The sequence below is a fragment of the Endothiovibrio diazotrophicus genome, from assembly GCF_054657215.1.
The window spans coordinates 1-12,049 of sequence record NZ_BAAHXB010000150.1 but is presented as its reverse complement, the minus strand read 5'-3'; the positions used below and the strand labels follow the sequence as shown (position 1 = coordinate 12,049).

Annotated in this window: 10 protein-coding genes; 7 read left to right on the top strand and 3 right to left on the bottom strand. The window is 66.1% G+C overall.

All coding sequences use genetic code 11. The annotated features are described in order from the left end of the window. Positions 1-160: 160 nt before the first annotated feature. From ACYQ2W_RS23595 to def, 3 genes are all read right to left on the bottom strand, one after another. Positions 161-2,071 (bottom strand): methyl-accepting chemotaxis protein, encoded by a 1,911-nt coding sequence (locus ACYQ2W_RS23595; RefSeq protein ID WP_459872972.1) that lies wholly within the window; start codon positions 2,069-2,071, stop codon positions 161-163. 210 nt (positions 2,072-2,281) lie between these two features. Then, entirely contained in the window at positions 2,282-3,214 is a 933-nt protein-coding gene (fmt, locus tag ACYQ2W_RS23590) for a methionyl-tRNA formyltransferase (RefSeq protein WP_459872970.1), read from the bottom strand. A gap of 231 nt (positions 3,215-3,445) precedes the next feature. Next, the gene (def, locus tag ACYQ2W_RS23585; protein ID WP_459872968.1) at positions 3,446-3,949 is read right to left on the bottom strand and encodes a peptide deformylase; all 504 of its coding nucleotides are present in this window, start codon (positions 3,947-3,949) and stop codon (positions 3,446-3,448) included. A 214-nt stretch (positions 3,950-4,163) separates the two neighbouring features. Here def and ACYQ2W_RS23580 point away from each other — a divergent pair, with 214 nt between their 5' ends. The 7 genes from ACYQ2W_RS23580 to ACYQ2W_RS23550 all read left to right on the top strand — a co-directional run bounded on the left by ACYQ2W_RS23580 (position 4,164) and on the right by ACYQ2W_RS23550 (position 11,886). Continuing rightward, on the top strand, positions 4,164-5,276 hold the full coding sequence (locus tag ACYQ2W_RS23580; RefSeq protein ID WP_459872966.1) for a LysM peptidoglycan-binding domain-containing protein: 1,113 nt from the start codon (positions 4,164-4,166) through the stop codon (positions 5,274-5,276). Between the two features lie 166 nt (positions 5,277-5,442). Next, positions 5,443-6,507, top strand: coding sequence for a DNA-processing protein DprA (gene dprA, locus ACYQ2W_RS23575; RefSeq protein ID WP_459872974.1), 1,065 nt, complete (start codon positions 5,443-5,445; stop codon positions 6,505-6,507). Beyond that, positions 6,504-6,980 carry a DUF494 family protein gene (locus tag ACYQ2W_RS23570; RefSeq protein WP_459872964.1) on the top strand — a complete coding sequence of 159 codons (477 nt, stop codon included), beginning with the start codon at positions 6,504-6,506 and terminating at the stop codon, positions 6,978-6,980. Before dprA ends, ACYQ2W_RS23570 begins: the two co-directional genes overlap by 4 nt. 344 nt (positions 6,981-7,324) lie before the next feature. After that, positions 7,325-9,625 carry a type I DNA topoisomerase gene (gene topA, locus ACYQ2W_RS23565; protein WP_459872962.1) on the top strand — a complete coding sequence of 767 codons (2,301 nt, stop codon included), beginning with the start codon at positions 7,325-7,327 and terminating at the stop codon, positions 9,623-9,625. 222 nt (positions 9,626-9,847) lie between these two features. Further along, on the top strand, positions 9,848-10,357 hold the full coding sequence (gene purE, locus ACYQ2W_RS23560; RefSeq protein WP_459872960.1) for a 5-(carboxyamino)imidazole ribonucleotide mutase: 510 nt from the start codon (positions 9,848-9,850) through the stop codon (positions 10,355-10,357). Positions 10,358-10,474: 117 nt separating this feature from the next. Next, entirely contained in the window at positions 10,475-11,035 is a 561-nt protein-coding gene (tsaC, locus tag ACYQ2W_RS23555) for an L-threonylcarbamoyladenylate synthase type 1 TsaC (RefSeq protein ID WP_459872958.1), read from the top strand. A gap of 239 nt (positions 11,036-11,274) precedes the next feature. Further along, entirely contained in the window at positions 11,275-11,886 is a 612-nt protein-coding gene (locus ACYQ2W_RS23550; RefSeq protein WP_459872956.1) for a hypothetical protein, read from the top strand. Positions 11,887-12,049: the final 163 nt, after the last annotated feature.

The following is a 12,049-nucleotide window of genomic DNA, read 5'->3' as shown; positions in this document are numbered from 1 at the left end:
GCTAGGGGCGCTGGAATTTAGGTGCCTTCGTTTGGCATGACGCGGAGCGTCAAAGCAGACGTTTCCACGCAGAGCGTGGAAACGAGTAGAAGCAGAGCGTGGGAACGAGTCGACAGGAAATCGAGCACCGACATCCTCCTGTTGTCACCTGTCACCTGATTCAAATCTTGAATTGCGCGATCAAGCCGTGCAGATGCCCCGCCAGCCGGGTGAGCCGGTCGCTCGATTCGGTGATCCGGTGGGAGGTATCGGCGGTGTGGTCGACCACCTGGCTGACGTTGACCACGTTGCGGTTGATCTCCTCGGCCACTGCCGACTGCTCTTCGGCGGCGCTGGCGATCTGGGTGTTCATGTCGTTGATCCGGCCCACCGCCTGGATGATGGTGCCGAGCGATTCGCCGGTGGCGGCGGCCTGTTGGACCCCGCGGCCGGCGCCCTGGCGACTCTGTTCCATCACCGATACCGCGCCGCGCGCCCGCTCCTGCAACTGCTCGATCATCTGCTGGATCTCTTCGGTGGACTTCTGGGTGCGCGAGGCGAGCGTGCGCACCTCGTCGGCGACCACCGCGAAGCCGCGCCCCTGCTCGCCGGCGCGGGCCGCCTCGATGGCGGCATTGAGCGCCAGCAGGTTGGTCTGCTCGGCGATCCCGCGGATCACGTCGAGCACCGTGCCGATCCGTTCGCTGTCCTCCTCCAGTTTGTGGATCACCTCGGAGGCGCGTTCAATCTCGCCGGCCAGGGCGTCGATGGCGCGGCTGGTTTCGGTCACCACCTGGTTGCCGCGGTCGGCTTCGCGGTTGGCCTCGGCGGCGGCGCCGGCCGCCTCGTTGGCGTTGCGCGCCACCTCCTGGACGGTTGCCGCCATCTGGTTCATGGCGGTGGCCACCTGATCGATCTCGTGACGGTTGCGTTGCACTTCCTGGTCGGTGCCGGCGGTGAGTGCCGCCAGTTGGTCGGCCGATTCGGTGAGCTCGGCGGCGGAGCCGGCCACCTCGCGCACCATCCCCTGGACCCGCTCGGCGAAACGGTTGAAGGCGATGCCGAGGCGCGCCACCTCGTCGCGGCCGGAGACCTCCAGGCGGCGGGTGAGATCGCCCTCGCCCTCGGCGATGTCGTCGAGGGCGTCGCAGGCGAGGCACAGCGGCCTCTTGATCGACGCGGTGATCAGGGCGGCGACGCCGACGCCGAGTACCAGGAACAGGACGCAGATGCCGAGTATGGTGTTGCGCGCCCCGGCGATCCCGGCCAGTTGCTCGCTGCGGTCGAGGGCGATCTCGAGCACGCCGATGGGGGTGCCGCTGTAGTCGACGATACGGTGGCCGTAGAGGGCCACCGGCTGGCCGTCGAGGTCGGCGCGGTCGGTCACCGGGTCGCCCTGCAGGGCGGCGCGCAGCCGCTCCGTGCCGAGCAACGAGCGTTTGCCGAAGGTGGAGCCGAAGGGTTCGAAGCCGCCGTCGCGGGTCAGGTGGAGCGCGATGTCGGCGTTGTACTCCTTCTTGAAGGCGTCGAAGAAGGGTTGGCCGAAGGACATGCCGAACTCCACCGAGCCGACGTGTCTCCCTTGGAAGGAGACCGGGGCGATGCCGCGGACGCCGAGACCGGCGACCCCCTTCTCCAGGCCGTGGATCGGCTGCTTGCGCTCATTGGTGGCGACCACCGTCTTGCGGAACGAGGATAGGTCGTCGCCGAATTTTGCCGCCTTGTGGGCGCGCAGGAAGGAGGTGGCCGGCGGCAGGTGGAACTGGAACTGACGGGCGGCGAAGCGCTCCTTCATGACCTCGAAGACCGGCACCATCTCACGGGCCAATGCCTCCCGGTCGCCGGCGGCGAAGCGCTCCTGGACGTGGCTTTCGCTGGCCACCAGGGTCGCCAGGGCCTCCGCCAGCCGCTCTTCCGAATGGAGTTCGGCCTCGGCGCTAAGGAACAGCGAGGTCAGCTTGTCGTGCTCCGACTGCTCGACGACGGCGGTGAAGTTGGCGAGTACCGCGGGGATCATGGCGGCAGCGACCAGGATGAGCAGGAGGCCGAATCCGGCGGCGATTCGGGTACCGATGGAGAAGTTCTTGAGCATGGCGGCGGCTCCTCGACGAGGTCGTGCGCAACGGTCGCAATCGTTAATCGGAATATAAGTAAATGCTTTATTTTGTTGTAAGTCGTCTACTTAGTTTGTTGTAAGAATAATCTTAGTATATCTGGGAGCGGAGGGTAGTATGGGGCGGGAAGCGCGGAAAAGGCCGCCCCGTGCGGGGCGGCTGCGGCGAGGGGGGGTAGGAGGGTGAGGTCAGTCGAAGTGGGCGTCGGTCAGATCGTGGGCATTGAGGAAGTCGGAAGCGCCCATCGCCTTCTTTCCCGGTGGTTGCAGGCGGGTGATGCGCAGCAGGCCACTGCCGGTGGCGACGTCGATCCCGGCCTTGCCGGCGGCCACCACGCGTCCCGCTTCCCCGCTACCGGGGAGCGCTTCCGCTGTCCAGATGCGCAGGTTGTCGTCGCGCCACCGGGTGTAGGCCACCGGGAAGGGGTCGAAGGCGCGCACCTGGCGGTCCAGTTCCGCCGCCGGGCGGCTCCAGTCGATGCGCCCCTCCTCCTTGGAGAGCTTGTGGGCGTAGTTGGCCAGGGCGTCGTCCTGGGGCTCGGGGCGGGCGGCCCCGGCGGCGAGCAGGCCGGCGGCCTCCACCAGCAGTTTCCCACCCATCGTCGCGAGGCGATCGTGGAGGGTGGCGGTGGTGTCGCGGGGACCGATCGGGGTGGTGCCTTTGAGCAGCATGTCGCCGGTGTCGAGGCCGACGTCCATCTGCATGATGGTCACTCCGCTCTCGGCGTCGCCGGCGAGCACCGCGCGGTGGATCGGTGCCGCGCCCCGCCAGCGAGGCAACAGTGAGGCGTGGACGTTGACGCAGCCGAGCCGCGGAGTCTCCAGCACCGCGCGGGGGAGCAGCAGGCCGTAGGCGACCACCACCATCAGGTCGGCGCCGTAGGCGGCGAGGCGCGTCACGGTGCCCGCCTCCTTGAAGTTGACCGGCTGCTCCACCGGCAGGTCGTGCTCCAGCGCCAGCGCCTTGACCGGGCTTGGGCGCAGCTTGCGGCCGCGCCCGGCGGGGCGGTCGGGCTGGGTGTAGACCGCCACCACCTGGTGGTGGGAGGCGAGCAGGGCCTGGAGGGTGGACACCGCGAATTCGGGGGTGCCGGCGAAGACGATCTTGAGCGGTTCGGTCATGGGGGTTCTTTTCGGGGTTGGGATGGGGGACGCGGAGAACGCAAAGACGCAGAGAACGCAAAGAAGAGGAGTTGATGGGCTGGGGCCCTGCTGGATCCGGGTGGGATTCCCGTGTCTGACCCGGTGGTCGCGAAAAGCCTGCGGAAGCAGGCCGCATTCGGATCTCTTCTCCGCGTTCTCTGCGTCTTTGCGTTCTCCGCGTCGATCATCCGCGGAAGACCGGTGCTGCGGCTACATGGTTTTCTTGCGCAGTTTTTCCAGTTTCTTGCGGATGCGTTCGCGTTTCAGCGGCGAGAGGTAGTCGACGAAGAGCTTGCCGTCGAGGTGGTCGATCTCGTGCTGGATGCAGATCGCCAGCAGGCCGTCGGCCTCCAGTTCGAAGGGGTTGCCGTCACGGTCGAGGGCGCGCACCTTGACCCGCTCGGCGCGGGTCACCTTCTCGTAGATCCCCGGTACCGAGAGGCAGCCCTCCTCGTGGTCCTCGGTGCCGTCGCGTTCGAGGATCTCCGGGTTGACCAGCGCCAGGGGCTGGTCCTTCTCCTCGGAGACGTCGATCACCACCACGCGCTTGGCGACGTCTACCTGGGTCGCTGCCAGCCCGATGCCGGGGGCGTCGTACATGGTCTCGAACATGTCGCCGATCAGCCGGCGGATACCCGCGTCGACCTGCTCCACCGGTTTGGCTCGATTGCGCAGTCGGGGGTCGGGGAAGTGGAGTACGTTGAGAATGCTCATGGGCCTTCGGTTCCTGCTACTGGCAGGATGTATAAATATAGTGAACAATAACCGCTAACCGCTTGATCAGCTAGGTTGCCCGCCCGGTCGAAAGGGGGGTTCGGCGGCGCCGGGGCTGGCTCGGCGGGGCCGCACGAAAACACATAAAAGGGATGATACCGGATGGGGTCCGACGATCGCCACCGTCCGGAGGTCCCGCGAGGTGTGCCAAATCATGTCTATCAAACCCCTGCTCGGAGCGCTTGTCGGCGCGTTGTTATGCGCCGTCGGTGCCGCTGCCGCGGCCGAGTCCGTCCAGCTCGCCGCCGATCATCCCACCCGCTACACGGTGGTCCCCGGGGACACGCTGTGGGATATCGCCGGACGCTTTCTCCGCGACCCGTGGCGGTGGAAGGAGGTGTGGTCGGGCAACCCGCAGATCCGCAACCCCCACTGGATCTACCCGGGGGACGTGATCCATCTGGTCTACGACGGCGATGGCCAGCCACGATTGCGCCTGGAGCGGGGGATGCGGGTGGTGAAGCTGTCGCCACGGGTCCGCGTGAGCGACGTGGACGGCGCCATTCCGACGATCCGCGCCGAGGTGATCCGCCATTTCTTCACCCGTACCCGGGCCGTTCCGGAGGGCGCGCTGTTGGGGGCGCCCTACGTGGTGAGCGCGGCCGACGAGCACATGATCATCGGTGCCGGTGACCTTTTCCACGCGAGGGAGCTGGGTGAGCCCTACCCGCTCTACGCCATCGTCCGTCCCGGCAAGCTCTATACCGAGGGGGATGCGCCGGTGGCCGACAATCTCGACCAGGTGACCGGTGGGGCGGAGTGGCTGTTCAACCCGGCCGGGGAGCGCGCAGGCGTGCTCGGCCAGGAGGCGGTCCACGTCGGCGAGGCGCAACTGGTGGAGGATGGTGAGCCGGCCACCCTACGGGTGTTGCGCTCCACCCGCGAGGTGCAGGTGGGTGATCGCCTGATCCCGGCCGACGACTCCCAGATCGAGCGCAACATGTATCCGGTCGCGCCGGTGGTGGAGGTGGCCGGGAGGATCATCGACGTGGTCGACGGACTCACCCAGATCGGCCAGTACAACGCCATCGTCATCGACCGCGGCAGTCGCCACGGGATGCAGGTGGGCGACGTGGTGGCGGTCTATCAGCGGGGGCGGACGGTTCGCGACCCCTACGCCGGCGGATTCCAGGATGCCGAGGTCAAACTGCCCGATCAGCGTGCCGCGCTCGCGCTGCTCTTCCAGACCTACGATCGGATCAGCTACGCGCTGGTGATGGAGGCGGAACGGGCGATCCACGTGGGCGATATGGTGCGCAACCCCTAACCTTTTCCGCGGCTGCGGAAAAGGTCATTGGAAGAGGTGTAGGGATGCGGGTCGTAGGGTGGATAAGCGCAACGCATCCACCAAAGCCGTTACCGGGAGCGGGGCGTTGACCGAACTGGAGGCGTGGTTGCTGGCGTGGCGGACGCCGGGGGTGGGGCCGGTGGCGATGCAGGCGGTCCTGGAGCGGTGGGGAGGGCCGCTGCCGCTGTTCGAGGCCTCCCGCGCCGAGTTGGAGTCGCTGGGGCTGCGCCGGACGGCGATCGATTTTATCGTCGACCCCGACCCTTCCCTGATCGAGCCCGATCTGGCCTGGCTGGCGGAGGAGGGCAATCACCTCGTTACCCTCAATGATCCCGCCTATCCCGCGCTGTTGCGCGAGATCGCCGACGCGCCTGCGCTGCTCTATCTGCGTGGCGATCCCGCGATGCTCGGCGAGCTGCAATTGGCGGTGGTGGGTAGCCGCACTCCCACCGCCGGCGGCCGGCGGGCCGCCTACGATTTCGCCCGCCACCTGGGCGGTGCCGGGCTGGTGATCACCAGCGGACTCGCCCTCGGCGTGGATGCCGCCGCCCACGAGGGGGCGCTGGATGGCGGCGGGCGGACGGTGGCGGTGGTGGGGACCGGGCTCGACCGGGTCTACCCGGCGCGCCACCGGGAGCTGGCCCACCGCATCGCCGAGCGGGGCGCGCTGGTCTCGGAGTTTCCCGTCGGCGTCGGCCCCCGTCCGGAGCACTTTCCGCGGCGCAACCGGATCATCTCCGGGCTCAGTCTCGGCACCCTGGTGGTGGAGGCGGCGGTTCGTTCCGGCTCCCTGATCACCGCCCGGCTCGCCGCCGAGCAGGGGCGCGAGGTGTTCGCCATCCCCGGCTCGATCCACAATCCGCTGGCCCGCGGCTGCCATGGCTTGATCCGTCAGGGGGCAAAGCTGGTGGAGCAGGCCTCCGACATCCTGGAGGAGCTCGGTCAGTTGGCCGGCGTGGCCCTCGCCGTCGGTGCCGAAGGGGCGGCGGCGGGAGGACCGGAAACGGGGGGGGGGGAACGGGATGGGGAGTACGGCCGGCTGCTCGATTGCCTCGGTTTCGACCCCCTTTCGATGGACCGCCTGGTGGCGTGCAGCGGATTGACGGCAGAGGCGGTTTCCTCCATGCTCCTCGTCCTGGAGCTGGACGGACAGGTTGAAAGCCTCCCCGGAGGGACCTATTTCCGCACTCCCCATGAGGAGCCTCAATGAAAGAAAGTGTACTGGACGTTCTGATCTATCTCTTTGAAAATTATATGGATGGAGAGATAGAGGACGGCCCCGATCAGGAGGCCCTGGAGACCGAGCTGACGGCCGCCGGGTTCACCCGGGCGGAGATCAACAAGGCCTTCGCCTGGCTCGAGGATCTCGGCGGAAGGCGCGATCGCGGCCAGATCTCGGTGCCGGCGGACCACTCCATCCGCGTCTATACCGATCACGAGATGGGACGGCTGGACAAGGAGTGCCGCGGCTTCCTGCTCTTTCTGGAGCAGTCGTCGATCCTCACCCCCAACAGCCGCGAGCTGGTGATCGACCGGGTGATGGCGCTGGAGGGGGACGAGATCGGTCTGGAGCAGTTGAAGTGGGTGATCCTGCTGGTGCTGTTCAATCAGCCCGGCCAGGAGGAGGCCTACGCCTGGATGGAAGACCTCATCTTCGACACCATGATCGGACACGTTCACTAGTAGTCTGTCAATGAAGTATTGACGGGTTCAGAGCCCTCCCCAATGCGCTCAGGCAAGGCGCCGTCCGCGGGGAATGGCGGGCCCTTCCCAAGGACGGCAACGCCGCATGAGCGCATTGGGGAGGGCTCCCGCAGGGCGGGCCGGGAAGGGGGCATCTACCGCGTTGCGCATCTTGGCAAAGGGTCGCCATTGCCTGCGATGCGCGCCTTGTAGCTACCCCCTTCCCGGGCCCGCTGAACCCGTCAATACTTCATTGACAGACTACTCGGTTTCAAACGCACAACGGACCGATCCCCGGGGGCCTTTGGTCCCCGTCTTCGTCTAAGCAGTACTGAAATTTCGGCATGAGCAAGAATCTCGTCGTCGTCGAGTCGCCGGCCAAGGCGCGGACGATCAAAAAATACCTGGGCCCGGGCTTCGAGGTGCTCGCCTCCTACGGCCACGTGCGCGACCTGGTGCCCAAAGAGGGCGCGGTCGACCCCAGCGCCGGCTTCGCCATGAAGTACCGGGTGATCGAGAAAAACGAGAAGCACGTCGCGGCGATCGCCAAGGCGGTGAAGGCGGCCGATGCCCTCTACCTCGCCACCGACCCCGATCGCGAAGGCGAGGCGATCTCCTGGCACTTGGTGGAGATCCTGCGGGAGAAGAAGCTGCTCAAGGAGAAGCCGGTCTACCGGGTGGTGTTCCACGAGATCACCAAAAAGGCGATCCAGGAGGCGGTGGAGCACCCGCGCGAGCTCTCCCAGGAGCTGATCGACGCCCAGCAGGCGCGCCGCGCGCTGGACTATCTGGTCGGCTTCAACCTCTCGCCGCTGCTGTGGAAGAAGGTGCGCCGCGGTCTCTCCGCCGGCCGGGTGCAGAGCCCCGCTCTGCGCATGATCGTCGAGCGCGAGGCGGAGATCGAGAAGTTCGTCACCCGCGAATACTGGTCGATGGTGGCCGACTGCGCCAAGGACGGCCAGCCCTTCCCGGCCAAGCTCCAGGTCTACGACGGCGACAAGCTGAAGCAGTTCGACATCGCCGACGGCGAACGTGCCGCGCAGATCCAGCAGGCGATCGAGCAGGCGGCGGCCGGTCGGCTGACTGTCGCCGAGGTGCAGAAGAAGCAGCGTCGGCGCAACCCGGCCGCCCCCTTCATCACCTCCACCCTGCAGCAGGAGGCGGCGCGCAAGCTGCGCTTCTCGGCGCAGAAGACCATGCGCACCGCCCAACAGCTGTATGAAGGCGTCGATACCGGTGAGGGCAACGTCGGTCTGATCACCTACATGCGTACCGACTCGGTCAACCTCGCCCAGGAGGCGTTGGCCGACATCCGCGAGCTGATCGCCGAACGTTTCGGCGCCGACAAGCTGCCCAAGCAGCCGCGCCAGTTCAAGACCAGCGCGAAGAACGCCCAGGAGGCCCACGAGGCGATCCGCCCGACCTCTGCGCGGATCGCCCCCGAGTCCCTCAAGGGACACCTCACCGTCGACCAGTTCAAGCTCTACGAGCTGGTCTGGAAGCGCACCATCGCCTGCCAGATGCAGCATGCCACCATCGACACGGTGAGCGTCGATCTGGCCGCCGGCGAGGGCAACCTGTTCCGCGCCACCGGCTCGACCATCGTCGATCCCGGCTTCATGAGCGTCTACCAGGAGGACGTGGACGACGCCAAAAAGGACGACGACGAGGGGCGTATCCTGCCGCCGATGCAGGAGGGCGACGCGGTCGATCTGCTCAAGGTGGTCGCCAACCAGCACTTCACCGAGCCGCCGCCGCGCTACACCGAGGCGAGCCTGGTGAAGGCCCTGGAGGAGCACGGCATCGGCCGTCCCTCCACCTATGCGGCGATCATCTCCACCCTGATCCAGCGTGAATACGTCACCCAGGAGAAGCGCCGCTTCGAACCCACCGACGTCGGTCGCATCGTCGGCAAGTTCCTCACCGAGCACTTCACCAAGTACGTCGACTACGGCTTCACCGCCTCGTTGGAGGACGAGCTCGATGCGGTCTCCCGCGGCGAGGAGAGCTGGGTGCCGCTGATGGAGCAGTTCTGGGGGCCGTTCAAGGCGCTGATCGACGACAAGGAGCAGAGCGTCTCGCGCAAGGACGTGACCCAGGAGGCGTTGGACGAGAAGTGCCCGAAGTGCGGCGCCCCCCTGGCGATCCGTCTCGGCAAGCGCGGCCGCTTCATCGGCTGCACTGCCTATCCGGAGTGCGACTACACCCGCAACCTCGACGAGAACGCCGAAGACGCCGCCGCCGAGCCGGAGGTGATCGCCGATCGCAAGTGCCCCAAGTGCGGTGGCGATCTGGTGGTGAAGAAGGGGCGCTACGGCAAGTTCATCGGCTGCAACAACTACCCCAAGTGCCGCCACATCGAGCCGCTGGAGAAGCCCGAGGACACCGGCGTGCCCTGCCCGAGCTGCGGCAAGGGGACCCTGCTCAAGCGCAAGTCGCGCAACGGCAAGATCTTCTACTCCTGCTCCACCTATCCCGCCTGCGACTACGCGGTGTGGAACCCGCCGCTGCGCGAGACCTGCCCGAAGTGCTCCTGGCCGGTACTCACCCTGAAGACCACCAAGCGCCGCGGCACCGAGAAGGTCTGCCCGCAGCGCGGCTGCGGCTATGCCGAGATGGTAGAGACCGAGGATGACGATGGGTGAGGGGAAAGAGGAAAGATAAAAGATAAAAGTCAGAAGAGATGGTGTGTTCGGCGAGGTCGGAGCGGGCTTCGCCATTGCCGCCTTCGGCGCGGGATACCATTGTCCTTCCGTGTCCCTGGTTCCCATCGTCCTTCGGGCATCGCATCGGTCGCGGTTTGGGCGTCGTCCTCTCTGACTTTTATCTTTTCTCTTTCCTCTCCAACATTCAGAGGTACCCGACCCATGAGTACTCCCTTCATCGCCATCCTGATGGGCTCCGATTCCGATCTGCCCACGATGCAGGCCACCTTCGAGGTGCTGAAATCCTTCGGGATCCGCTATGAGGTGCGCATCCACTCCGCCCACCGCACCCCCGAGGCGACCCACGACTACGTCACCGACGCCGAGGGACGCGGCTGCCAGGCCTTCATCTGCGCCGCGGGGCTGGCCGCCCACCTGGCCGGCGCGGTCTCCGCGATCACCGTCCGCCCGGTGATCGGCGTACCGATGGACGGCGGCCCGCTGAAGGGCCAGGACGCCCTGCTCTCCACCGTGCAGATGCCCGGCGGTATTCCGGTCGCTACCGTGGCCATCGGCAAGGCCGGCGCCAAGAATGCCGGTTACCTGGCCGCCCAGATCATGGCCGTCTCCGACGCGGGGCTGGCCCAGAAGCTGCGCGATGAGCGCGCGCGCAACAAGCAGAAGATCCTCGCCCGCAACGAGGAGGTCCAGAAAGAGCTTGGCCTCGCGTAATGCAGAAATTTGTCCGCAAATGAACGCGAATGGACGCAAATAAGAGAAGAAATCCTGGATGAAAATCCCCTTCTATTTGCCTTCATTCGCGTTCGTTGACGGGCAACTCTTCCGCTGATGGCCGGCGAGTTGGCGCTGCGCTTGGCGGGGCGGGCGTTGCGTAGCGGGGGGGTGGTGGCCCATCCCACCGAGGCGGTCTACGGGCTGGCCTGCGATCCGCTCGACGCACGGGCGGTGGCGCGGCTGCTGGCATTGAAGGGGCGCTCGGTGGAGAAGGGGCTGATCCTGGTGGCCTCGTCGTTCGAGGCCCTGCGTCCATTCGTCGCCGTCCCCGACGATGCGGCACTGGCCCGCGCCGCCGCCTCCTGGCCGGGGCCGGTCACCTGGCTCTTCCCGGCCGCGCCGACGACACCCCGCTGGCTCACCGGGCGCCACGTCACCCTGGCGGTGCGGGTCACCGCCCACCCCCTCACCCGCGCCCTCTGCGATGCCTTCGGCGGGCCCCTGATCTCCACCAGTGCCAATCCCGCCGGTCGACCGCCACCGCGCTCCGCCGTGGCGGTGCGCCGCTATTTCGGTACCTCCCTCGACGGAGTGCTCAACGGACCGCTGGGCGACCGCGCCCGCCCCAGCGAGATCCGTGATCTGGTCAGCGGTCGCATCCTGCGGGCCGGTTGACGGGAAATATTTCATCCGCGTTGCCGGTCTCGATCAAGGTACCTTCCGGGCCTTTCGTGGTAGGGTTGAGAAACCGGAGAAAATCGCGGCCTCGTCCGAATATTATTAGTTGCTAATATTTGCCGATCTGCCTAGGCTTGGGAATCAGCCGATGGAACTCGGCGAGCGGATGATCGAGGTGGACCCGTGCCAGGAAGAGGGAGCTTCGGCGCGTATACCGAACTTGCCAGGATAACTAAATGAGTCAACAGACCTCTGAGCAGGAGATTGGCTTCCACGACCCGGATAGCCCGCGTGGTGAGCCTGCCAACTCCATGACCACGGAATGCGGCGCAGCGATCAGCAACGACCGCATGGAGCGTTTCCTATCGGCCTTCGAGGCGAGCGCGCGGCGTTGGGAGATCATCGTCTACCCGGCGCTCTTCGCCTTCGTGGTGCTGGCCGGCTACGGCTTCTACCTGGTCTACAGCCTGACCAAGGACGTCTCGGTATTGGCACAGAGTGTCGAGCGTTCGATGGCGGCCAACCTGCAAGTGGTTGCGTCCAACATGCAGGATGTCTCGCACAACGTTGCCAGGATGACCGCCAAGATGGACATCATGACCGCCGAGATGGAGAAGATGACCGATTCGGTGGCGGTGATGAAGCCGATGTCCGAAGACATGAAGGTGGTGGCCGGCCACATGGACAACATGGACTCGATGAAGAGCATCGATCAGAACATCGCCAGCATGAACAAGAACATGACGGTGATGGCCGGCTCCACCGATCGGATGAGCCGCGATGTGGGGGTGATGAACCGCAGCATCTCGCCGCCGATGAACTTCATGCACAACTTCATGCCCTGGTAAGGATTGCGCTGGGGCGCAATCCTTCATGTTTGTCGGGATGTTGATGTGGGAGCGGTCCTTAGGGCTCGCGAAAGAATAACTTCCTGTTTTGGAACGCCGATCCGCTCCGCCCGGCGGCGTTGCGCAAAGGGTTGCCTACAGGGAAGTAGGTATGCGGCGCGAG

Coding starts and splice junctions, on each gene's coding strand:
- ACYQ2W_RS23550 (WP_459872956.1), top strand. CDS start 11,275: ATGAGTCAACAGACCTCTGAGCAGGAGATTGGCTTCCACGACCCGGAT.
- ACYQ2W_RS23595 (WP_459872972.1), bottom strand. CDS start 2,071: ATGCTCAAGAACTTCTCCATCGGTACCCGAATCGCCGCCGGATTCGGC.
- def (WP_459872968.1), bottom strand. CDS start 3,949: ATGAGCATTCTCAACGTACTCCACTTCCCCGACCCCCGACTGCGCAAT.
- purE (WP_459872960.1), top strand. CDS start 9,848: ATGAGTACTCCCTTCATCGCCATCCTGATGGGCTCCGATTCCGATCTG.
- tsaC (WP_459872958.1), top strand. CDS start 10,475: ATGGCCGGCGAGTTGGCGCTGCGCTTGGCGGGGCGGGCGTTGCGTAGC.
- fmt (WP_459872970.1), bottom strand. CDS start 3,214: ATGACCGAACCGCTCAAGATCGTCTTCGCCGGCACCCCCGAATTCGCG.
- ACYQ2W_RS23570 (WP_459872964.1), top strand. CDS start 6,504: ATGAAAGAAAGTGTACTGGACGTTCTGATCTATCTCTTTGAAAATTAT.
- topA (WP_459872962.1), top strand. CDS start 7,325: ATGAGCAAGAATCTCGTCGTCGTCGAGTCGCCGGCCAAGGCGCGGACG.
- dprA (WP_459872974.1), top strand. CDS start 5,443: ATGCAGGCGGTCCTGGAGCGGTGGGGAGGGCCGCTGCCGCTGTTCGAG.
- ACYQ2W_RS23580 (WP_459872966.1), top strand. CDS start 4,164: ATGTCTATCAAACCCCTGCTCGGAGCGCTTGTCGGCGCGTTGTTATGC.